Annotated in this window: 18 protein-coding genes; 7 read left to right on the plus strand and 11 right to left on the minus strand. The window is 48.5% G+C overall.

Translation table 11 applies throughout. The annotated features are described in order from the left end of the window. Nucleotides 1–209: 209 nt before the first annotated feature. Nucleotides 210–860, plus strand: a complete 651-nt coding sequence (locus FC82_RS09675) for an HAD hydrolase-like protein (protein WP_056996869.1) — start codon at nucleotides 210–212, stop codon at nucleotides 858–860. 53 nt (nucleotides 861–913) lie between these two features. Here the strand turns inward: FC82_RS09675 and FC82_RS09680 are convergent, their stop codons facing one another. The 8 genes from FC82_RS09680 to FC82_RS09715 form a co-directional block, all read right to left on the minus strand. After that, nucleotides 914–1,864 carry an NAD-dependent epimerase/dehydratase family protein gene (locus FC82_RS09680; RefSeq protein WP_056996870.1) on the minus strand — a complete coding sequence of 317 codons (951 nt, stop codon included), beginning with the start codon at nucleotides 1,862–1,864 and terminating at the stop codon, nucleotides 914–916. Continuing rightward, nucleotides 1,861–2,313 (minus strand): hypothetical protein, encoded by a 453-nt coding sequence (locus FC82_RS09685; RefSeq protein ID WP_054759703.1) that lies wholly within the window; start codon nucleotides 2,311–2,313, stop codon nucleotides 1,861–1,863. The genes FC82_RS09680 and FC82_RS09685 overlap by 4 nt, the downstream gene beginning before the upstream one ends. Before the next feature lie 403 nt (nucleotides 2,314–2,716). After that, the gene (locus tag FC82_RS09690; RefSeq protein ID WP_054759705.1) at nucleotides 2,717–3,142 is read right to left on the minus strand and encodes a GtrA family protein; all 426 of its coding nucleotides are present in this window, start codon (nucleotides 3,140–3,142) and stop codon (nucleotides 2,717–2,719) included. Between the two features lie 12 nt (nucleotides 3,143–3,154). Then, nucleotides 3,155–5,131, minus strand: coding sequence for a hypothetical protein (locus FC82_RS09695; RefSeq protein WP_056996871.1), 1,977 nt, complete (start codon nucleotides 5,129–5,131; stop codon nucleotides 3,155–3,157). Further along, nucleotides 5,128–6,078, minus strand: coding sequence for a glycosyltransferase family 2 protein (locus FC82_RS09700; RefSeq protein WP_054759716.1), 951 nt, complete (start codon nucleotides 6,076–6,078; stop codon nucleotides 5,128–5,130). Before FC82_RS09700 ends, FC82_RS09695 begins: the two co-directional genes overlap by 4 nt. Further along, nucleotides 6,079–6,738 carry a phosphatase PAP2 family protein gene (locus tag FC82_RS09705; protein ID WP_056996872.1) on the minus strand — a complete coding sequence of 220 codons (660 nt, stop codon included), beginning with the start codon at nucleotides 6,736–6,738 and terminating at the stop codon, nucleotides 6,079–6,081. Next, on the minus strand, nucleotides 6,731–7,384 hold the full coding sequence (locus tag FC82_RS09710; protein WP_082620292.1) for a VTT domain-containing protein: 654 nt from the start codon (nucleotides 7,382–7,384) through the stop codon (nucleotides 6,731–6,733). The genes FC82_RS09705 and FC82_RS09710 overlap by 8 nt, the downstream gene beginning before the upstream one ends. Nucleotides 7,385–7,891: 507 nt before the next feature. Beyond that, on the minus strand, nucleotides 7,892–9,250 hold the full coding sequence (locus tag FC82_RS09715) for an MFS transporter (protein WP_235809209.1): 1,359 nt from the start codon (nucleotides 9,248–9,250) through the stop codon (nucleotides 7,892–7,894). 614 nt (nucleotides 9,251–9,864) lie between these two features. Here FC82_RS09715 and FC82_RS09720 point away from each other — a divergent pair. The 3 genes from FC82_RS09720 to FC82_RS09730 all read left to right on the plus strand — a co-directional run bounded on the left by FC82_RS09720 (nucleotide 9,865) and on the right by FC82_RS09730 (nucleotide 13,011). Beyond that, a complete protein-coding gene (locus tag FC82_RS09720) occupies nucleotides 9,865–11,250 on the plus strand; it encodes an AcpB/EbpR/MafR family transcriptional regulator (protein ID WP_054759720.1) in 1,386 nt (461 codons plus the stop codon). Nucleotides 11,251–11,362: 112 nt separating this feature from the next. Then, nucleotides 11,363–12,118: an isocitrate lyase/phosphoenolpyruvate mutase family protein gene (locus FC82_RS09725; protein WP_054759722.1), complete on the plus strand. Its 756-nt coding sequence runs from the start codon at nucleotides 11,363–11,365 to the stop codon at nucleotides 12,116–12,118. After that, nucleotides 12,118–13,011: an isocitrate lyase/PEP mutase family protein gene (locus tag FC82_RS09730; RefSeq protein WP_054759724.1), complete on the plus strand. Its 894-nt coding sequence runs from the start codon at nucleotides 12,118–12,120 to the stop codon at nucleotides 13,009–13,011. Before FC82_RS09725 ends, FC82_RS09730 begins: the two co-directional genes overlap by 1 nt. A 289-nt stretch (nucleotides 13,012–13,300) precedes the next feature. Here FC82_RS09730 and FC82_RS09735 read toward each other — a convergent pair whose 3' ends face one another. Beyond that, complete coding sequence (locus tag FC82_RS09735) at nucleotides 13,301–14,689, minus strand: HAMP domain-containing sensor histidine kinase (RefSeq protein ID WP_056996873.1); 1,389 nt, start codon at nucleotides 14,687–14,689, stop codon at nucleotides 13,301–13,303. 14 nt (nucleotides 14,690–14,703) lie between these two features. Continuing rightward, complete coding sequence (locus FC82_RS09740) at nucleotides 14,704–15,402, minus strand: response regulator transcription factor (protein WP_056996874.1); 699 nt, start codon at nucleotides 15,400–15,402, stop codon at nucleotides 14,704–14,706. Between the two features lie 267 nt (nucleotides 15,403–15,669). Between FC82_RS09740 and FC82_RS09745 the strand changes: the two genes are divergently transcribed. From FC82_RS09745 to FC82_RS09755, 3 genes are all read left to right on the plus strand, one after another. Then, the gene (locus FC82_RS09745) at nucleotides 15,670–16,437 is read left to right on the plus strand and encodes a glucose 1-dehydrogenase (RefSeq protein ID WP_054759728.1); all 768 of its coding nucleotides are present in this window, start codon (nucleotides 15,670–15,672) and stop codon (nucleotides 16,435–16,437) included. Nucleotides 16,438–16,544: 107 nt separating this feature from the next. Next, complete coding sequence (locus FC82_RS09750; RefSeq protein ID WP_056996875.1) at nucleotides 16,545–17,363, plus strand: MerR family transcriptional regulator; 819 nt, start codon at nucleotides 16,545–16,547, stop codon at nucleotides 17,361–17,363. Nucleotides 17,364–17,422: 59 nt separating this feature from the next. Then, nucleotides 17,423–18,112: a DUF554 domain-containing protein gene (locus FC82_RS09755; protein ID WP_056996876.1), complete on the plus strand. Its 690-nt coding sequence runs from the start codon at nucleotides 17,423–17,425 to the stop codon at nucleotides 18,110–18,112. A gap of 181 nt (nucleotides 18,113–18,293) precedes the next feature. Here FC82_RS09755 and FC82_RS09760 read toward each other — a convergent pair whose 3' ends face one another. Then, nucleotides 18,294–19,175: an SDR family oxidoreductase gene (locus FC82_RS09760; protein WP_056996877.1), complete on the minus strand. Its 882-nt coding sequence runs from the start codon at nucleotides 19,173–19,175 to the stop codon at nucleotides 18,294–18,296. Nucleotides 19,176–19,275 lie beyond the last annotated feature (100 nt).

Genomic DNA, 19,275 nt, shown 5'->3' on the forward strand with positions numbered 1-19,275 from the left:
GTTAGAATTCAGAGCTGGCCAGTGTCTACAATACACAGTCAGTGCTGATTAGGGCTGGAATCACGGTTGAGGAGATTTTCAATGATCAATCGTGAAATCGGCCTTTTCATTTGAAAATATATGTAAACAAATGAAAATTTTGGGAATCCTTTCATAACTGTTTTCATCCTGTTAAGATGAGTTAACGGCAACGGCGAGGAGCGATTATGATGATTAAAACAGTACTTTTTGATTTAGACGGCACCATTATCAATTCAGAGCAGGGCATTTTAAACGCAATCAAGTATGCGGTTCATAAACTGAATCGGCCGACCATGGATGACGCCACACTGCGACAGTTCATTGGGCCGTCACTTGTGGGTGGCTTTCAAACAATTGCGGGTTACACCCACGAGGAGGCCGTGGAGGCAACCGAGGCGTACCGGGAATACTATCGAGACAGCGGCCTTTTTGAGGATGAGGTTTATGCCCGCATTCCGGAGGCTTTGGGGGACTTGCAGCAACAATATGATTTCTACATTGCCACGGCCAAACCTGAATCGTTTGCTGAACAGATTATTGATCACTTTCATCTTGATGGTTATTTCAAGGGAATCTATGGTGCTACCTTTGACGAAACACGGATCAAAAAGGCAGACATAATTGGTTATGCCCTTAATGACATTGGCATTACTGATTCGCGTGAGGCGGTCATGGTAGGTGACCGCGATAGTGATATTCTTGGTGGACACAGTAACGCACTAGCGGGAATCGGTGTAACCTATGGATTTGGCAGTTTGGCTGAATTGCAGGCTGCTAAGTCTGAACAGATTATTGCGTCGCCAACAGAACTTCCAGCGGCCGTTTTGGCGTTGAACTGAGCCATTGAATAGTAACTAAAAAACCATTTATCAAATGATAAATGGTTTTTTTATTAATGTGGGTTATGAGCGAGGGCAATTTGACCGATTGTATACGGGATACTGCGTTCAAACGGGGTTTTAACTGGTTTTCCAAAGATAGTCTGATACTTATGACTGTCCAAAATAACCGGCTTTTTAGTCAGATAATACATCTCAACGATTTCTCTCAGGTCGGCATCAAACAAACCAAGAAAACGCAATGCTGGTTTCGTTAAGGTAAACAGCGGCATGTGATTACCTGAGGCATCATTTGCCAGTTTCAGCAGCTTGTCGCCCGTGATTTGTTGGCCGGGAATGTTCCAAACTCCAGTAAAATGCGTGTCACTTAGTGCAATATTGAGTATCATTTCGGCCGCGTCCGGCAAAAAGATGTATTCACGAGCGACGCTGCGTTTGCCAATGTAAAATGTGGGCTTGCAAGCTGCGATTCCCATCATTGTTAAGCCTAGATAACTGCTGGCACGAGCGCTCGGACCGAAGTAATCGGGTAGTCTGATCAGACAAGTTGGTACTGCACTGAAGCGTTCGTTGAACAATAACTGGGTTAGTTGAGCCTTGATTTGCCCCTTTTTAGAGATGGGGCGCATCGGTGCTGATTCCGTCATCGGTTGGCCAGTACTGGCACCATAGGCGTAGATACCGTCAATGTAAACCACCCGAGCGCCAATTTGTTGCGCAGCTGTCATGACCGATTCAGCTAAGGGAAGCTGGCGCGAGACGGTTTCGTGGTATGGTACCGCGGCACACTGGAAAACCAGATTGCTGTTCTGGCCAGCTGCAACAATGCTGGCACTGTCAAAAACATCGCCCTGCGCATATGCGACACTGACGGGGAACTGAGCTTTCAGTTTAGTGAGTGATCTGCCAAATACCGTGACACTCAGATCACGTGCCAAACAGGCAGCCACGATTGCGGCGCCGGTCCCGCCAGTTGCCCCAACGATCAACACATGCGGTTTCATGACTGTGCCCCCTGACGTTGCCAATCCAAAATGGCAATGGCCTGCGTGCAGCTGTAGTATTTCGATTGGTTGGCCGTTTTAAATTCAATCACGGGTTCGTCCCGGTTGAAGTGCGGTGTGATTGTCTGGTCAAACCAATCCTGCCAGTCTGTCTCCTCGTCAGTTTTCTGACGTGCGGTTAGCAATTCTTCCGGCCGGTCCCAAATAATCAGTTTATCAGCTAAATCATGCTGAGTGATGTAGGATTCAATTGTCGGTAACTGTTCCCGTTCTCGATTAACAAGTGTTCGTGACATCATCAATTCCTGTAATTCAGCCAAATCATCGTTTGAGGCGTAACTGCGAATAAACACGCGCGCTGTGTTGCGATACGACATGAGTTTACGCTGTTCCTTATGTTTAGCGTTATATTTTTGCTGCGCCCGTTTTTGAGCTGCGGTTTGAGCCATGACCCTCACGCTCCCTTCTTGTTTTAATGCCATTATAGCACATACGCTAGATGCTTGATGACTGTTTTGTTTGACGCGGGTTTAGGGTTCATTTGGGTATAAAAAAGAATCTTAGAAGGTTTTGGGCTTCTTAGATTCTTTTTTTTCGCAGAATGATTTGGACATCTTGGTTTCCTGTCCTCGGGTGGTAACGAGTTACTCAGGGCAGGGACTTACCGCTTGAGAGGCTTGTTTGACTTTTTGTACTTTGCTTTTTCAGTTGTGTAAATGTGTCGCTGGTATTCTGCTTTCCTGTCCTCGAGTGGAAACGAGTTACACAAGGCAGGGGGCTACCGCGTAAGGGACTTTGGTCAAAAAAGGCAAACCCGGCCTTTTCTGCCCAAAGTCCCTTACACTCCGCCCCCTAATCGCCTTGTTCCACTCTCTTGAAAATAAACACCCTACTAAACAAATAATTAACCACAACGATCACGACATTATCCACGACCTTTGTTAATAACGGTGAGGCGTGCAGGATTGAGATGCCTAGCCACATCATGGCCATATCCATGAAGAGTGACAGGATCCTAAAGAAAAAGAATGACCCTAACTCTGTCATTAATGCTTGGGAGGTTGTTGTTTTGGAATTGAACACCCAAAGCTTATTGGTGATATAGGCGAATAAAACTGAAATAAACCAGGCGAGAACCGTGGCAACTTGGTAGTTCCAGTGGGCATAGGTGTCCAGGACATCGAACACACCGATGTTTACAACGGTGGTTAGCACACCGAAAACTAAATAGCTGATAACACTGGCATATTGCTGCCACAATTGTTTGATTTTGGTCATAAAATTCCTTCTTTATTGGTTTAACGTTGGGCGTACAGCAGCTGTATAAATAAGACTGCTGTACGGGTAGGATTTGTTTCCGATTTTTAATGGTGCCGGCGCCAACCGGTAACGCTGCATTTTGACGAGTGATACGAGTTGTGCCTTGTCTGTATTGTTTTGAAGCCGAATCTGGTACTGGCCAGCTGGTAAGGCTCGTTTGGTGTAGTAGTTGTCATTTCCGGAAACAAGGGCGATCTTTTGATGCGTTTTTTGATTAACTAGCGATGCTTGAACTAGAGAATGGGGAATTTTTTGAACGGTAAAGTCATTGATGGCGTGGTTTGCCGTAATCGTTTGATGTACCTCAACGCCTGCTTTGATTGCGGTTGGCTTGGCGTCAAACTGCAGCGATAACTGGCTGCGCTGAGCGGCAACGATGACCCGCTTATGCGACGTCAGTGGGATCACTGACAGCACCATGACGACACTAGCTAAAATTGCCGCACCCCAGGTTAGCGTTTGCCGGCTATTGGGCCGTTTGACCCAAGCGGGATACTGTAAGACCGGTGTTGGCAGGGCCATGATCATCAGCAATAACGGGTAGATGGCTTGTCCATAACGGCTTTCGGTTTCCCACAGGAACGTGTGAAAAGCGAGGTATCCCAGTGCCGTCAAAATTGCGAGGTCCATGACTGGAACGGTCAGGCTTTGTTTCCGTTTCATCAGCGCAATGCATTTCATAAGAATGTAGCTGTCAAACGTGACAAAATAGACGCGCATGAGCACTTCGCTTAGGAAATGAATCCGGTGCTGATGGTTGAGGTACCAGCTCGGTGCCTGCCGGAAACCACCTGTATAAGCCTGTTGAATGCCACCGACATTCAGCAAAATGGCGGCCTTTTGCAGCCAGCGTTTAACGACCCCGACCGGCCCCAGCTGTTTTAAACGAGCGGGCAGGGCTTTTTTGAGAAAGGCTTGCCGCGCCGCTTTGTTTGGCAGTCTGGCTTCTGTTTGCACATCGTTAAACATGTATTTACCGGTACCTTGCGGGTTGTAGCTCATCCAGATCCAGTGGGTCGTTGGCACTTCATACTTGGGATTATTGGTGAAACGGGCGGCGTTAAGCACACCGGCTTGGGCGGGGACGGAAGCAGCAAACCCCAGTAAAACAATGACCAGCGGGAGCCCATATTTGACCAGTCGTTGGCGGCTTTTAATGAGCAGGGCGATGATGATCAATACGGTGGCGATGGCCAGGACAATCAGGTTTGGCTTGATCAGCTGGCCTAGAACAATCGTGAGAAATAGTGTGGGTCCGGCCAGCCATTTTTCCCAGCGCTGATACTGTTGCCAGCGCGCGATAATGTTGAAACTGACCGCGAGGCAGAAAAGAATCGGCAGATCCGAATACAGCACCTGCAAGTAGTAGGTGTACGCAAAAGGACTGCAGAGAAAGAACAGCAGCGTGCCAAGCACTAAGTCGTTTCGCTTACTGAACCGGTGGATGGTACGCAGGCAAATGGCGATGAACCCATCCAGAAACCCAATCGACATCAGATGGATCGCCGTGTTAGTGGTCAAGTGAAACACGTTGGTGACCTTCAGCCACTCCGCCAGCATGTAGGTGATTGGAACATTGTTTGGAAAGCGCCAGAAGTACACGGTGCGGCCCCAATCGTAATGGCCGCGGCTCAGCAGTTCCGCTTGGTAAATGACCCGAAACGGATCGTGATAAATTGTGGCTGGAAAAAAGTGCAGTTCTAGCAGTTGAAACAAGAAAATCAGTGCCAGTCCGGCGCCGGTTATAAGTGTGATCTGACGATACGTTAAGCGTTTCGTCAGTAACTTAAAAGGGCGCCAAAAGGCCCAGACCAGTACGCAACCGATCAAGACCAAACAGCTGACCCAGAAATTCTTTGGATAGATAATGTTCGACAAAATGCCAATCAGAACGCCGCCGCTCAATAATAGCGGCAGGATGTTCATCACTGGTTTTCCTTTAATCATGAGTTGCCCCCAACTGTTGTTTCAATTGTGAAACGCGGGCGTTGTTTAACTTCGGTCATCACCTTACCAATGTATTCGCCGATGATCCCCAGACTTGCCATTTGCAAGCCCCCCAAGATCCATATAGAAATCATCAGTGACGACCAGCCGTGAACGGCCAGCCCTAGGAATTTGGAAAGTAATGAATAAACCAACGCTGCGACACCGAGTAGGACGGTGATTACTCCAAGAAACAATATAGCACGAACTGGTGCAATTGACAGTGATGTAAGCCCTTCCCAGGCGAAAGCTATCATTTTCTTAAGGGGATACTTCGATTTGCCAGCCGTTCGCGGTCGGCGTTTGTAATACACGTTGGTTGACGGAAACCCCAGCATTGGGATAACACCGCGAATAAACAGGTTGCGCTCCTGATAAGTTAAGAGTGCTTTGACGGCACGTCGGGACATCAGCCGAAAATCAGCGTGATTTTGGACCATGCGCACACCGAGAAAGGCCAGGGTGCGATAGAACAACAGGGCGGAATTGCGTTTGAACCAAGTATCGGTCTCACGATTGTTGCGCACGCCATACACAATGTCTTTGCCGGCGACGAATTGGTCGACCATTTCTGGAATTGCGTTAGGGTCGTCCTGCAGGTCAGCATCGATGGTCACCACCGCAGCGGCCGTTTTAATAGCTTCTTGCATGCCGGCCATCAGCGCGTTTTGGTGGCCAAAATTACGACTGAATTTAATGCCGGCGATTCGCGAATTGAACTGATGCATCTCCTGGATGATTTCCCAGGTGCGATCAGTCGAGCCGTCGTCCACTACCAAAATATTGGATTTAAAATCAAACAACTGGCTTTGAATCAGCTGATCTTCGATTTTGATGAGCGTACGCAGACTGTCCTGGAGAATTTCCTCTTCGTTATAGGCTGGTATCACAATTGTTAGTTTTTCCATTTAATGGACTTCCTCCTCTAACTGCGGTTGATGCAGTCGCGGCGCTACAAGGTACAGGTAGCTCACGCGCATTATTTCCCACCAAACGAGGGCTAGCAGAATCGCACCAATGCCGTCACTTGGATAATGGTCGCGTAGGTAGACTCGGGCAAAGGCGATGACTGCCAGCCAAATCACTGATAGCAGAGAAATCGCAAGTTGGGCTTCCTGATCCTTGAAATAGGGGACCAGCACGAAAATAACGATGAGCACAAGCGTTGCGGTGCTGATGGTGTGGCCACTGGGGAAACTAAAGCCGGTATCCGGAACCAGCTGACCAGTTGGTCGTGGGCGCCTGACAAGTTCCTTAGCAACAAATGCGATGCCGTTAGCGCCAACTTCGGCGCAGATGATCCAGATGGCGTTGAAACGGTCGTGAATCATCCAGCAGCACCCTGCTAGCGCGGCAGCAATTGCCAGATTCACGGCAGGACTGCCAAGCAGCGAGACTTCCTTTAATGTAAATGTGCGGTTGGCACTGTCAAAGTGTGCCAGCAGGGTTTGAAAATGCGTATCAAATAATTGTAACCAAGCGGCATCGGTCAACACACCACCCATGAGGATAAGAAAAATCACGAGTGCGGTACTGCCGACTACCAACCACGTCGTCTGTTTATGCATTTAAATCAGTTCCTTTACGATTTTTAACGAGCGTCATGATGACTGCTGGTAAGATCGATACCACAACGATAGCAATCATAATCAGCTCAAAGTGTGCCTGTACGACTGGAATGTTACCAAAGAAGTAACCCGAAAGGATCGCGATTGAGACCCAAGCGACGCCACCCATGACGTTGTACAGAATGAATTTGTGATAGGGCATTTTGCTAATACCGGCAGTAAATGGAATCAGCGTGCGGATGATTGGCATGAACCGGCCAAGGAAAATGGCACTGTTGCCATGCTTTTCGAAAAAATGTTGTGCGGCAGCCAAATGCTGCGGCTTGATCCAACGTTGCCATTTTGGAGATGATAGCCGGTGACCGAACCGCTGTCCGATTTTAAAATTCAGACTGTCACCCACGATGGCTGCGATTGAGAGCAGCCCGATGAGCACCAAATGGTTTAACGGATGGGTTGCCATGGCTGCTAGCGACCCGCTTAAAAAGAGGAGCGAGTCGCCCGGCAAGAAAGGGAAAACAACCAGACCTGTTTCAATAAAAATGACGGCAAACAGGCCGAGGTAGACCCAGGCGCCGTACTGGCTAATGAGCATCGGCAACAGGTGATGCATATTCAAGATAGATGCGAGTAACGCAGTGATCATAGTAATTGCCCCTTTTCAGTAATCTCGTTTGAAAGTTTTTATTTGTATTCTTGATGACACTGATAATCATAAGGGGCGGTACCTGTTGAAAAAAGTGGGGCAAAATAAATGGTAAATGAGATTTTTTCAGAATGGGTGGATCTGACTGGATCAGCACTGATATGACGGGGATCTTCACAGACCTCGGACTCGTAAAAATCACAAAAAGGCCACCGAGAATTTTTGAAAATTCTCGGTGGCCTTTTATTGTGTGCGTCTTTTTTTGAAATCAAAATGGGCAATGGCTGGACGCTTCGCATGCGGGTAACCCAGCCGTTATTAGTCATGCTGGGGCGCGTGCCCATTGTATACATATTGTGAAGTGGTGCTGGTCGGCTGTGCAGGCTCTGGCGCGACCCGCTTCGGACTGCCGTGAGAACCAGCGCGATAAATTTAGTCTAAGTTAAGCCGCCAAATATGGAAAGACCAACCTGCGATTTGCCAAGAACCTGATTTGCGATAAGTGGGTCAGTTGATCTGTTTTGCAGTGGTTTCAGGACCCCAGATGAACGTAATGATGGCGGCAACGACTGCCAGACCGGCGATGAAGTAGAGTACCATGCTGACGGATGAGACACTCAGGAAGAAAACAACCAGGTACGGCATCCCAAAGTTTGCTAATTTTGCCAATCCGTTTGCCACACCTGAACCACGGAACCGGTACTTTGTTGAGAAGAGTTCAGTGACGTAAACACCAATGATGGTGGCGTTAAGGACATAGAAGCAGCAGGTCAGCAAGAAACCGACGATGACGATGCCAACGGGTGAATTGAGGTGCGCGTAAGTGATCCCAAAAATGGCAACCAGTGAAAAGGCAATGATGATGTTAAGTTTCCGGCCGATTTTTTCAACCAACCGTGACCCGATAAAGGCACCGACTGGCGCACCGATCATCATCAGCGTTGAGTAGACCAGTGAACTTGAAATGTTGATGCCTTGTTTAACCAACAGGGTTGGTGCCCATGAGGTGAACGTGTACTGGCACACCATGGCTGCAATGGCGAGGGCGATGGCAACGAATGTGTTGCGGCCGAGATGTTTATTGACGTCAGCACTTTCCTGAGTGCTCGTCTGTTCGACAACTTCGGCTGGTTGTTTGTGCTCGGCGTCCATTTCTGCATTCAGCATGTCCAACGTTTCAGAAGCAGCGTCGTAGTGCCGGTGCTCGATGTTCCAGCGTGGTGATTCGGGCAAATTGTGACGGAAGTAGCTGAAAATAATAGCGGCGATGCCACTAATGAAAAACATACCACGCCAAGTGAAGTGGGGGATGATGACCAGGCACAATACCATGGCGACTGGCGCCCCAATATTGGCGATGAACGAGGCTGTGGTGCACCATTTTCCACGGGTTTTAACGGGTGCGAATTCATTAATAATGGAGAAGCTGGTAACCAGTTCGGCACCCAAACCAATTTCGCTGATAAACCGGCTGATAATCAAGATGGTCATGTTTGGCGCAAAGGCCCCGATAAAGGTAAAGACTCCAAACAGTAAAAGGTTCCACTGGAAGGCCTTCATTCGGCCCTTGGTATCGCCGATGACGCCGGCGGCCACTGACCCAATAAACAGGCCTAAAAACCCAAGTGACAAAAAGACTGAGGTTTGGGCAGTGGTCGCAAACCGTGTTGCTGTAAACGAACTCATCGTCCCACTGGCAAGATAAATATCCATGGCGTCCAAGAAGAGCCCAGCTGCTGTTAAAAAGAAGATGCGGCGGAACGTCTTTGTAGTTTGGATAGCGTTCATTCTATGTAATAATTCACCGGCCACCTTTGGCTGGTAAGCGTCGGTAGAGCTTGGTGCTGACATTGCGCGATCTGACATATGTATTATTCCTCCTTAATGTAAATGTGTGATGAAAAAAGAAAAGCGCCCCTGAACGATTAAATCGTTCAAGGACGCTTCCGCGTGGTGACCACCTTAGTTCGCAGCCCGTTCACACGAGTTGCCTCATCGAGTACGTACTCATACTCCGACCTGATAGTGGCGGTCCAACCACTAGCTCTCGAAAAAGCTAATTTTGTCACTCATCTTTGACAACAAGGTCATGACGCCTTTTCACCACCGGCGCTCGCTTAGCATGACGCTCATCGTTACTCCATGAATCACATTTCATCACGAACTATTAACTTAACTGGGGTTATTCTACTAGTTTTCAATTAGAAAAGTCAACCTTTTTCTAATTATATTCTCATTTCGTGTACAAATTATTCTGTGATATCGGTTTGGCTTTAATCGTGTTGGGCGATTTGGTATGGTGTTGAAATCGTCACTGAAACGTCACCGCTGTGAGCCGTTTCAGCACATTGTCACGGTGAAACAGCTTGAGGGTGCTGATGCTAATTAATAGGATCTAACCTGTACTGACTTTCGAGTAGCGTTCACATCAAGTATAATAGTGGCAAAAGTGTCTCTGGATACAGGAAGGAAGTGTTGCCATGCAGCCGTTTATGAGCCGCGACACCATAAATGTGAAACTGATTCGGTATTTGGATGATCAACTAGAGGCTGTCCCGCTTGGGCAGGTTGCGCAGGCTCTATCGATTGATCGCAATACGGTGAAGACCCACATTGCTGAGCTGCAAACGTTGATTCAGCAACACTTTTCCACAACCGATATGACACTGACCTTTTCAGCACAGGCTGGCGTACAATTTCAGCGACGGGCGACCGTTAATCTCAATCAGATCATGCTATTACTAACGGATGAATCGTTAATGACGAAACTTGTGAAATCAACGTTTGACGGTGTTCTTCACAGTCTTGGCCAGTTCAATGATTTGAACTTTGTGAGTGACTCGACAGCGAAGCGCCATGTAAAGGACCTGCAGTCCCATCTGGCGTTGTTTGGGTTGCACTATTCCCCCGCCAGTCATGAACTGGTGGGAGATGAGGCGATGGTGCGGTTGTGCTATTATCGGGTTTATTGGGAGACTTATTCACACTTTGAGTGGCCTTTTCCACAGTATTCACAGACTGCAATTATTGACAAAATTCAAAATTGGCTGCATGCTCGTCGCATTCACTTAGGCAAAGCGGCTCAGCTTCAACTGGCCTATTGGTGGGTGATCATGACTCAGCGTCAACGCCAGGGGCATCAAATTGAGCTGCCGCAACCCGTTTTAGAGGCGCAGGTTCAGGACCAGTCGATTGCCCAGTGGATGGCACCATTGGCTGCGACGGGTCAGGAAGCTGTTTTCCTGAGCTATTGCTGGGCGTTCTTCTGTATTCACCAACAGCCGGTCGTGCTTAAGGTGGGTCAGCAGGTTCAGGCGGCTTCCCGGCAGACACTGCAAAAATTGGAGAGCCTGTTTGGTAAAGGACTGAATCCTGTAGCCGCAGAAACGATGATGACGCAACTTAATTTGAACCACAGTTACAGTTTGATTTTTCAAACAGGTGGCCTGATTTTAGAACGTGACACGCTGGTGCAAACACTGAAACAGCGGCGACCGTGGCTGGTGGCTGAATTAACCACACTGCTGAATGAACTGCAAACGACTGGTAATCCGGCGTTTCAAAACCAATCGTACCTGCTCGTTACCCTGGTGCCGCTAGTGCTGCGCTATTTTGATACAAGCGTCTTAAATCCGACACTTAACATTTTTCTGGCACTGGATGCGACCTCGGCTTACCGGGTTTGGCTGGAAAAAGAAATCATGACCCAGCTTGCTGACCAATATGCGGTGCGGTTTGTTGCTCGGCGCGCGGATAGTGAGCTTGTGATTTCTAACTTAGATATGGCCGTCAGTCAACCGTTAATTTCAATCAATACACCGCCGAATCGCCGTGATTGGGCGACACTAAAGACATTTCGACTTTGAAGGGTCATTTTTTCATCACGTCATGATGAAAGAGTGACCTTTTTTGTGCGTGGATTACTCGTTAGAATTGCAGACAATCACTAATTTGTTTTTAATAAACGGAGGCATACATATGACAATTTCAGCAGCAAGTTTTACTAGTAAGCAACAAGTCATCGTTCCCGGAGTTGCGGATGCACAGTCTGCACAGACGGTGCAAGAAGCCGGCTTTGAAGCCGCATACCTCAACGGCTATGACGTTGTGCAGGCGCAAATAGCCCAAACAAACGAAGGGTTGACCTCACCATCAGAGGTCAGCGACGTATTGCGCCACGTGAAGGAAAACGTTGCTGGTCCGGTTATCGTGGACGCTCAATCTGGATTTGGGAATCAATTGACCACCTATTTCGTGGTTCAGGATCTGGAACGTTCTGGCGCGGCCGGCATCGTGATCAACGACCAGATTTTCCCAGCGCACACGGCAAATGACGAAGCGGAAAGCATTGAATTCAGTGATTTTGTGGCGAAGTTAAAGGCGGCCAAGGACGCTTTCGACGACCCAGACACACTGTTGTTTGCGGAACTCGATGGGGTTAAAGATTACGGTGCTGACGGTTTAGCAAAGCGCGTGGCTTATTTGAAACAACACCAGCTCGCCGATGTTATTGTGGTGGGCCACGTCAGCGAAGAAGCGTTTGCCGACGTTGATGCCCTGGCAGTGACCCAGTCCATTGGCGCTGTGATCAACGATGTGCGTGACAGCTATTTTGACGCGCAACAGGAGACCCATTTTACAACGGTCTTCCATACTGGGACCGTTTCAGCAGCTCGTAAGCAGGCGGAACAGCAAGCAGTTCAAGCATTTAACGCAGAAGTGGAGGCTAACTAATGACAAAAGCAGATCGAATGAGAGCAGCGTTTAAACAAATGTGTTTCAGTGGCGACTTGGTCAATTTGGTGGTGGCACCGGATGCCTTGAGCGCAAAAATTGCTGAGCGGACAGGCTTTAAAGCGATTTTTCAAGCCGGTTACGCAACCTCAGCTAATAAGTTAGCCCAGCCTGATCGCGGTATCGCTGACTTCGGCCTCATGAGCAACAGTGCCCGGGAAATTATCAACGCCGTTAATATTCCCGTGTTCATTGATGCTGACACTGGTTATGGCGATGAACAAAACATTGCCCGTCTGGTACGTGTTTATGAAAGCATGGGTGCAGCCGGTTTGTTTATTGAAGATCAGACCTGGCCAAAACGCTGTGGTCACATGGACGGTAAGACCATCGTGCCCGAAGACGTTATGATCAACAAACTCAAGGCCGCTGTTGACGCCCGTCAGCACGATGATTTCTTGATTATGTCACGGACGGATGCCTACGCGGTTACGGGCCTGCAAAGCGCTATCGACCGTTCCCGCCACTACCACGAAGCGGGCGCCGACCTCGTGTTTGTCGAAGCACCGAAAACCAAGGCAGATATGCAAAAAGTTGCCGACAGTTTCCCAGACGTGCCGGTGATGGCAAACATGATCGAAAACGGGAAGACGCCGTTGATGACCAACGAAGAAATTCATGAAATGGGCTTCTCAATCGCCGTGCACCCGAACGTCCTGGTCTACACGGAAACCTTTGCCACAGAACGGTTGTTAAAGGATATGGTCACCCTTGGAACGACTAAGAACCAAATGGATCAAATGGTCACGTTTCCGCAGTTCAACAAGTTTATTGGTTTGGATGATATTAATGCGTTGGAACAGAAGTACGCGACGGCACCGATAAAGTTGTAGCGTGCAAAGCAAGGCGCCAAGGGGGCGGGGCAGAAGCAACTCTGGGCAGAAAAGTCCGGGCCTGACTTTTGTGCCCAGAGTCGCTTCTGAAGTAGCCGCCTGCCTTGCGAAGCACATTTCGGCTAGGTTATAACGAAGCACCAAAACAAGGCACCAAACAAAGGCACCAAGTCAAAAACCTGCAACACATCAATAAGTTGCCGCCATTCCAGCTAAATGGGTCAACAAACAGGTCCACAACAGAAGAAGAGCGCAAAAAAAGGAACCCGTAACGGTTCCTTTTTGCGTTTTATTCTAATTTTTGTTCTTCACTGTGAGGTTCCTTACCGTAATCAAATATCAGCGAGAAAATGCTGCCGTGCGGAACGTTATCCATCACCGTTAACTGGGCGTGGTTCAATTCGGCTAATTGACGGGCAATGGCCAACCCTAGGCCAGTGCCGGCAATCGTGCCGCGGATGTCGCTGCTGCGATAGAACCGCTCAAAAATATGGGCTTTATCCTCGTCAGTAATCCCGGTGCCCTGGTCGATGACTTGGACGCGGACTTGCTTTTCCGAGGCTGAGAGTACCAGCTGGATCGGTTCGGTGGCTGGTGTATACTTGCCCGCGTTATTGAGCAGGTTAATGATGATCTGTTCAATGCTGTCGGCGTGGGCGGTGATGTGGATGCCAGCTGGGATAGTTGTGTTGAGGGGCTGTTTTAACTGTGGCCGCATTTTATCGGCAATATCGTTGAGCGCCTCGCTAAAATTATACGATGTCAGCGGAAGTACCGCTCTGTCGGCCCGAGACAACGTCAAAAGTTCCTCAACCAGGGACTGCATTTGATGCGACTCATCGTTGATATAGTTGACCGATTTGGCGATGACCTCGGGGTGTTCTTTCCCACGCCGCTGAATCAACTGCGCGTGACTGCGGATAGTGGCGATGGGCGTTCGCAGTTCGTGAGCCGCGTTGGATATGAAGAGCTTTTCTTGCTCTGATTGTTTGTACAGACGGCCAAGCAAGCGGTTGAAACTATTCGCCAAGTCCGTGACCTCCGTTGGCCGGTTGGGTACTGGAAGCTGAAACGATGATTGGTGATCGCCCGTTGAAGCGGCGCCAGCACTATCTGTTAGGGCACTCAGCGGCTTAGTAATTCGCTGTGAGACGACTTTAATATAAATGGGGGTAATGATCAGTGTCAAAATTAAAATGAAAATGGCAACCAAGATGACCCTTGCCAGCAATACAAATTGAGTATCCAGGCTGACCCACAATTGGTAATCAATGCCTTTGGCGTGACCGCTGTTGTAGTATTCAAAACCGCTATCGCCAACGTAATACAGGTGGCGTGTCAGCGGGATCCTGAGGCGTTTGTGGGCCAATAAATTTTTGGTGCCGGGAGAGTAGTAATATTTGGCGTCCGCATCCTTGCGCATATTGTGGACCCGGACGTGACTGGTACTGGTATCCAGTGTGCTGTTGAGGCGCCAGTTTTCCCAATCATCGTCGCCATCAATGACCGTGTTTTTTAAACTATTAATAATGTGTTGCGAGTTCAACGCACTTGTTTCTAACAATTCGTGACCCACTGCGACAACGGTGGTCAAACTGGACAACAGAATGATCAGCGTGACTAAAAACAGAAAGCTTCGCAGCATAATGGCGGAACTGTTTTGTTTGAATTTTGTCATGGGCGACACCTCGCTTAATCGTTTACGGATAGCACGTAACCCACGCCGCGAACCGTGTGAATCAGTTTTGTCTTATCTGGGAACCGGTCAATTTTGTTACGAAGGTACCGAATATAGACGTCCACGATGTTTGACTGACCGTCAAAATTGACACCCCAGATAGCATCGAGCAGCTCGTCGCGGGTGAATGTTTTGCCAACATTTTTCATTAACTCCAAAAGCAGATTGAATTCACGCTGGGTCAGTTGAATATTGTGATCACCGCGAGTGACCTGCAGCTTGGTGGTGTCAACGACCAGATCGTCTAACTGGTAAACGTCATCGGTGCCGCTGCCGGCTAATTGGCGTGGGCGGCGTAAAACAACTTGCATGCGTGCTAACAGTTCTTCGATGTCAAAGGGTTTCGTGACGTAGTCGTCCGCACCAGAAGTCAGTCCGGCTACCTTGTCACCAGTGTAGTCACGGGCGGTCAGCATGATGATCGGCACATCACTTTCCCGGCGAATTCGACGCAGAACGCCGAGCCCGTCTAACTTTGGCAGCATCCAATCCAGAATGACGAGATCAATCTGACTGAGGTTGTCGTGAAAAGTTTCGACGGCTTCCTCGCCATCGTATGCGGTCATGACGTTGTAGTCCTCAAATTGAAATTCTTCGGTCAGTGAAGCGACCAATCCACGCTCATCCTCAACCAACAGTACTGTTTTTTCCATGGTGTTCTCCCCTTACTATCGATACTTATTATGTCTAGTGTACGTTAAAAAAAGAGTAATAGTCCTAAAAGTTGTCTTAAATAATGTGTTTCACGTGAAACAATATGGTGGGGACTTACCCAGATTAACCAACATGATTCGTGAACTGTGGTTTAACATCACAGATTTAAGTGCATGTTGGTCCACTTTGGCGTGTAAAAATGGTATTGTGAGATTATGAAAACGAATACATTGCTGTTATCGGCTACCTTAGGAGGTTAACTCATTATGGGAAAATTACAGGATAAAGTTGCGATTGTTACCGGTGCAGGTTCTGGAATGGGACTGGCCATCGCGACAGCCTACGCGCATGAAGGCGCCAAAGTTGTGCTGGCGGATATTAACGCGGAGACCTTAAATAAAGTAGAAAAGGCAATCACAGAAGCGGGGGACACCGCAACCAGTGTCACGGCAGATATGTCGAAGGAAGATGATATCAAAAACCTTGTCAAAGAGGCTGTTGACACTTACGGTTCCCTAGACATTCTTGTCAATAACGCCGGTATCATGGACAACTTTAAGACGGTGGGCAATGTTTCAGATGATCTCTGGAATAAAGTCATCGCCATTAACCTGACAGGGCCGTTTTTAGCTAGCCGGGAAGCCATCAATGTCATGAAGGACCAGGAGCACGGCGGCGTGATTATCAACAATGCGTCGGTCGGTGGTTTGTTTGGCGCCCGCGGTGGGGCAGCATACGCCGCTTCTAAGCATGGCCTATTAGGATTAACGAAGAATATTGCAGCAACTTATGGCACCTTCGGCAATATTCGTGCCAACGCCATTGCACCGGGGAGCGTTGCCACAAACATTGGGAACAGCATTACCGATCCGGATCCGTTAGGCGGCCAAGCAATTGCGGCCACTGGTGCGAACGACTCACCAATGGGCCAACCGGAACAGATCGCCGCAGTGGCGGTGTTCTTAGGCTCCGAAGACTCCAATTTTGTTAACGGTGACGTAATTAAAGCTGATGGTGGTTGGACAGCCAGATAGTGCGGCATTAAATCAACAATAAAAAGCGTGACCACCAGGTTTTGACTTGGTGGTCACGCTTTGTTACATTGAAGGCATTCATATGGACAAGAAAGGTGGGAAGTGACTTGCAAAACCGGTTTTCAATTGGTGAAATGGCCGCAATTCACCAAACGACAATTAAAACGCTGCGGTATTATGATCAAATTGATTTGTTCAAACCGGCCATTGTTGCGCCGGATTCTGGCTATCGTTACTACACTACCGAACAGTTTGAACAGTTGAACACGATTCAGTACCTTAAGCAATTGGGACTGTCGTTAAAGGAAATCAAAGCACACTTGGATAAACGTGATATCAACCATTTTAAAGCATTATTACAAGAACAACAGCGGTTGACCGAGGCTAAAATTCAGGACCTTGAGCGTGTAAAGCACCGGTTTGAAAACCGAATCGCTGACCTTGATGTTGCGCAGAAGGCCCATCAGCTTGAGGTACCATTTATCAAAACATTGCCTGAACGATACGCCGTCAAACTGACTGGCGTCATTCATGATGAGCCGGAGTTTGAACTCTCCCTGCGTCAACTGCAGGCCGCCGCAAATTTAACCCCGTCGATCTTCATCGGCGGGGTCGGGCTGTCGGTAGCCGCGGACCAGGTTCTGGCCCATCATTACCACAACTATAACGCGGTGTTCATTTTCGTTGATCACGATGACACCAGCAGTCAATTACGAATCACGATTCCCGCGGGCCGCTATGTGTGCTGTTACTACAACGGTAATCACAGCGATTCCGACCACGTGTACGATGCGATGCTGGCTAGCGTTTCACAGCACGGCGCCCAAGTGACCGGCAACGCCATTGAACGAACCATCATCGACCAGTATGTTTCTAGCCTGCCGAAGGATTATTTAACCGAGATTCAGATGCCGATTAGCAATTGACTCGTCCCCTACTGGAGGGTTTATTCTTAGTAAAAGACATTTGAAGGGATAAACACACTATGATTGGCACAATTTTTAACACGGTAATGATCATCATTGGCAGTACAGCGGGCAGCATCTTTAAGAAGGGTATCAAACCCGCTTACCACGAGATATTGATGCAGGCGCTTGGACTGGCGGTCGTCCTTCTTGGACTGAACACCAGTATTCAGCATATGCCAAACAGCAAGTATCCGGTCTTATTCATTGTGAGTTTAGCACTGGGCGGGCTGCTGGGGCAGTGGTGGCGGTTGGAAGAACACTTTGATCACTTATTGGCCCGATTTTCCGGCAAAAGCAACCTCGCTGAGGGCCTCTCAACGGCAATTTTACTTTTTTGTATCGGGACATTATCCATCGTCGGCCCCATTGAGGCGGCATTGAAACACAACTATACTTATTTGCTGACAAACGGCATGCTCGATGGCATTACGTCAACGGTTTTAGCATCTTCCTTTGGCGTCGGTATCATGGCCGCGGCGGTTGTTTTATTTGTCTGGCAGGGCAGTATCTATCTGTTGGCAACCTTGATGCACGCGGCAATCAGCAACGCGCTGTTGAATGAGATATCAATCGTTGGGGGCGTGCTGATCCTGGCTTCGGGTCTGAGTATTTTGGGTATTAAAAAAATGCACACGTTGAACTTGTTACCATCGTTGCTGGTGCCACCGCTGTTTTTTGTGGTGCTTGGACTGCTGCATTTGGGTTAACGCGCTAGAGCGTGGAAAAAACCGGTTAAAGACTGGAGCAGAAGCGGACTATTTTTAATAATAGTCTGCTTCTGCTCCAGTCTTTGGTTTGTGCAACTCGTTTCTGTTATGTGACTAAGAACGGCAACTTCAGAGATCTGCTGAACGTTTGACTAGTCCCGTTCCAACAATCGATCAACAGTTATTTTTGATAAGCGGCAACCAATCCGGGCATGATGTCCGAAAGTTTAACGCTGCCTAATTCCGGGGCATTAGCACGTAAATCTGCGTAGAAGCTGGCGTTGCGTTGGGCTGACCCCATTAGTGTAAAGCCTTGTGCATTGTCCTCTGAAGCACCGGACTGCAGCATGGATGCCTTTAGCTGGTCATCAGTGACTTCTACCCAGTGCAGGTCAGGCAGGTTCAGCGCCTTGGCAAAAGCGGCTACGATCTGCTTACCAGTCAACCACTGACTGATGACGTAACGAACGCCCGTGGTCAGGGTATCGTCATTCAGTGCTGAGACGATGGTTGCCGAGATATCTTTCGGGTCAGTCCACCCAGTTTGCACACCATCGGAAAAATTGTGCACGATAGCGTGTTGTGCTTTGATGGTTGCCAGATTGCCGTACATGTTTGAGAAAAAGCCGACTGCGCGGACGTTGGTTAGCTTGAGATCGGGGATGGTGGCTAGGATGCCTTCAATGATGTGATAGATGTACAGGACACCGACTTCTTTCCCCTGGTCAGCACCGATACTGCTGAGGTTGACTACCCGTTTAACACCAGCATTGATCAAGGCCTGTTTGTAGATATTCGCAAGTTGCGTTGCGGCTTCATCGGCTGTTTCATGGCCAAGGAATGCCGTTACCATTAAGTATACGGCGTCGGCCCCAGCGAACGTCTTGGTGAGGAATGCAACGTCAAAAATCGAGCCGACCGCGGGTTTAGCGCCAAGTTGTTCAATTGCGTTTGCCCGATCCTGCGAACTTGTAATGACGGTGACCTCGTGACCTTGAGCGACGAGTGCGGGAATCGTGTAGCGGTTGATGTGGCCCAGTGAGCCGATTAATGTGATTTTCATAGAGTAGCCTTCTTTTTAAGGATAGTGTTATCTTTTATGATGGCTATTATAAAAGATAACACTATCCTTTGTCAACTTGAACTATTCAGAAATTTCGGTA

Source organism: Secundilactobacillus collinoides DSM 20515 = JCM 1123, assembly GCF_001435975.1.
Taxonomy (GTDB): Bacteria; Bacillota; Bacilli; order Lactobacillales; family Lactobacillaceae; genus Secundilactobacillus; species Secundilactobacillus collinoides.

Coding starts and splice junctions, on each gene's coding strand:
- FC82_RS09675 (WP_056996869.1), top strand. CDS start 210: ATGATTAAAACAGTACTTTTTGATTTAGACGGCACCATTATCAATTCA.
- FC82_RS09680 (WP_056996870.1), bottom strand. CDS start 1,864: ATGAAACCGCATGTGTTGATCGTTGGGGCAACTGGCGGGACCGGCGCC.
- FC82_RS09685 (WP_054759703.1), bottom strand. CDS start 2,313: ATGGCTCAAACCGCAGCTCAAAAACGGGCGCAGCAAAAATATAACGCT.
- FC82_RS09690 (WP_054759705.1), bottom strand. CDS start 3,142: ATGACCAAAATCAAACAATTGTGGCAGCAATATGCCAGTGTTATCAGC.
- FC82_RS09695 (WP_056996871.1), bottom strand. CDS start 5,131: ATGATTAAAGGAAAACCAGTGATGAACATCCTGCCGCTATTATTGAGC.
- FC82_RS09700 (WP_054759716.1), bottom strand. CDS start 6,078: ATGGAAAAACTAACAATTGTGATACCAGCCTATAACGAAGAGGAAATT.
- FC82_RS09705 (WP_056996872.1), bottom strand. CDS start 6,738: ATGCATAAACAGACGACGTGGTTGGTAGTCGGCAGTACCGCACTCGTG.
- FC82_RS09710 (WP_082620292.1), bottom strand. CDS start 7,384: ATGATCACTGCGTTACTCGCATCTATCTTGAATATGCATCACCTGTTG.
- FC82_RS09715 (WP_235809209.1), bottom strand. CDS start 9,250: ATGTCAGATCGCGCAATGTCAGCACCAAGCTCTACCGACGCTTACCAG.
- FC82_RS09720 (WP_054759720.1), top strand. CDS start 9,865: ATGCAGCCGTTTATGAGCCGCGACACCATAAATGTGAAACTGATTCGG.
- FC82_RS09725 (WP_054759722.1), top strand. CDS start 11,363: ATGACAATTTCAGCAGCAAGTTTTACTAGTAAGCAACAAGTCATCGTT.
- FC82_RS09730 (WP_054759724.1), top strand. CDS start 12,118: ATGACAAAAGCAGATCGAATGAGAGCAGCGTTTAAACAAATGTGTTTC.
- FC82_RS09735 (WP_056996873.1), bottom strand. CDS start 14,689: ATGACAAAATTCAAACAAAACAGTTCCGCCATTATGCTGCGAAGCTTT.
- FC82_RS09740 (WP_056996874.1), bottom strand. CDS start 15,402: ATGGAAAAAACAGTACTGTTGGTTGAGGATGAGCGTGGATTGGTCGCT.
- FC82_RS09745 (WP_054759728.1), top strand. CDS start 15,670: ATGGGAAAATTACAGGATAAAGTTGCGATTGTTACCGGTGCAGGTTCT.
- FC82_RS09755 (WP_056996876.1), top strand. CDS start 17,423: ATGATTGGCACAATTTTTAACACGGTAATGATCATCATTGGCAGTACA.
- FC82_RS09760 (WP_056996877.1), bottom strand. CDS start 19,175: ATGAAAATCACATTAATCGGCTCACTGGGCCACATCAACCGCTACACG.